The organism is Pseudomonas sp. MD195_PC81_125 (assembly GCF_014060985.1).
Taxonomy (GTDB): Bacteria; Pseudomonadota; Gammaproteobacteria; order Pseudomonadales; family Pseudomonadaceae; genus Aquipseudomonas; species Aquipseudomonas parakoreensis.
Genome location: NZ_JABULD010000002.1, coordinates 1 through 2,022, shown reverse-complemented (window position 1 = coordinate 2,022; position 2,022 = coordinate 1). Strand labels below are relative to the sequence as shown.

Annotated in this window: 1 protein-coding gene and 1 pseudogene; both read left to right on the top strand. The window is 59.2% G+C overall.

Features of this window, described 5'->3' with window-relative positions; translation table 11 throughout:
* Window positions 1-285 precede the first annotated feature (285 nt).
* A pseudogene (gene ccoN / locus HT737_RS00415) lies at window positions 286-1,712 on the top strand (cytochrome-c oxidase, cbb3-type subunit I).
* A gap of 18 nt (window positions 1,713-1,730) precedes the next feature.
* Window positions 1,731-1,949, top strand: a complete 219-nt coding sequence (locus HT737_RS00410) for a cbb3-type cytochrome c oxidase subunit 3 (protein ID WP_121185228.1) — start codon at window positions 1,731-1,733, stop codon at window positions 1,947-1,949.
* Window positions 1,950-2,022 lie beyond the last annotated feature (73 nt).

Genomic DNA, 2,022 nt, shown 5'->3' with positions numbered 1-2,022 from the left:
TGTCAGGCAACTGCATTGTTGGCTGACACACCGCATTCGCGAGCAGGCTCGCTCCCACAGTTTTCGTAAAGGCACTATGGACGAGCAGCGCAGCACGCAACAGATTCACCTGAAACGATAAAAACCGTATCAGGACGCGGCAGAACGCCGCAGGCAGCACTTCAATCTGATCCGTACAAATGAAAGATTCCTGAGCCTGTTTTGTTTCCAGCGCTGTTCCTACAGTGCAGCTCGTGCCAGACCAGGGTGGCCTGGCAAGACTTTGCAACCGTGGAAGAACTGACCATGAGCACAGCAACAATCGGGCAGGCTTATAACTACAAGGTCGTCCGCCAATTCGTTATCGCGACGGTGTTCTGGGGTGTCGTCGGCATGGCGATGGGGGTATGGATCGCCTCGCAACTGGTGTGGCCGGACATGAACCTCGATCTGCCCTGGACCACCTTCGGCCGCTTGCGGCCATTGCACACCAGCCTGGTGATTTTCGGTTTCGCCGGCAGCGCGCAATTCGCCGCCAGTTACTACGCGGTGCAGCGTACCTGCCAGGTGCGGCTGTATTCGGACAAGCTCGCCGCCTTCACGTTCTGGGGTTGGCAATCGGTGATCGTGATCATGCTGATCACCCTGCCGCTGGGCTACACCACCACCAAGGAATACGCCGAGATCGAATTCTCCGGCGCGGTGTGGATGGCGGTGGTCTGGGTGGCGTATGCATCGTGTTTTTCACCACCGTGGTGCAGCGCAAGACCAAACACATCTACGTCGGCAACTGGTTTTTCGGCGCGTTCATTCTGGTGATCGCCATGCTGCACGTGGTCAATCACCTGTCGATTCCGGTGGACTGGTTCAAGTCCTATCCGGTGTATTCCGGGGCCACCGATGCCATGGTGCAGTGGTGGTACGGGCATAACGCGGTGGGGTTCTTCCTGACCACCGGCTTCCTCGGGATGATGTATTACTTCGTGCCGAAACAGGTCAATCGCCCGGTGTATTCCTACCGGTTATCGATCGTGCACTTCTGGGCACTGATCACCCTGTACATCTGGGCCGGCCCGCACCACTTGCACTACACCGCGCTGCCGGACTGGGCGCAGTCCCTCGGTATGGCAATGTCACTGATCCTGCTGGCGCCGAGCTGGGGCGGGATGATCAACGGCATGATGACCTTATCGGGCGCCTGGCATAAGTTGCGCACCGACCCGATCCTGCGCTTTCTGGTGCTGTCACTGGCGTTCTACGGCATGTCGACGTTCGAAGGCCCGATGATGGCGATCAAGACCGTCAACGCCCTCTCCCACTACACCGACTGGACCATCGGCCACGTTCACGCCGGGGCGCTGGGCTGGGTGGCGATGATCACCTTCGGCGCGACTTATCACATGGTGCCGAAAGTCTTTGGCCGCGAGCAGATGTACAGCACACCGCTGATCAACCTGCACTTCTGGCTGGCGACCATCGGTACGGTGCTGTACATCGCCTCAATGTGGGTCAACGGCATCACTCAGGGCCTGATGTGGCGGGCGATCAACGAGGACGGCACGCTGACCTACTCGTTTGTCGAGGCGCTGCAGGCCAGTCATCCGGGCTTCATCGTGCGCTTTGCCGGCGGGGTGTTCTTCCTCAGCGGCATGCTGCTGATGGCCTACAACGTCTGGCGCACGGTGCGGGTCGCCGACGTGGCGCTGGCGCGCAGTCAGGCGCAGATCGCCTGAGGCCGGGAGCTGAAGAGGATGGATATTTTCTTGAATGTGCTGGGCGTGGTGTTTCTGTGGCTGGCGGTGGAGTACTGCCTGCGCCATCAGACTTCAGAGAGCCTCGACGATGCGAGCATGGTGCCATTTGCCGATGATCCGGAGGTGGCACGGCGGGTGGAACTGGCCACCGGAAAACCCGTGAAAGCGGTGGCGCCGGAACAGGCGAAACCGGGCTGGATCAACCTCGACATGTAATCCCCGCCCCGTGTAGGAGCTGCCGAAGGCTGCGATCTTTTTGATTTTGATTTTCTAAAAACAAGATCAAAAG

Bases quoted from the DNA above. Each gene is read 5' to 3' on its own strand.
- HT737_RS00410 (WP_121185228.1), top strand. From the start codon at position 1,731: ATGGATATTTTCTTGAATGTGCTGGGCGTGGTGTTTCTGTGGCTGGCG.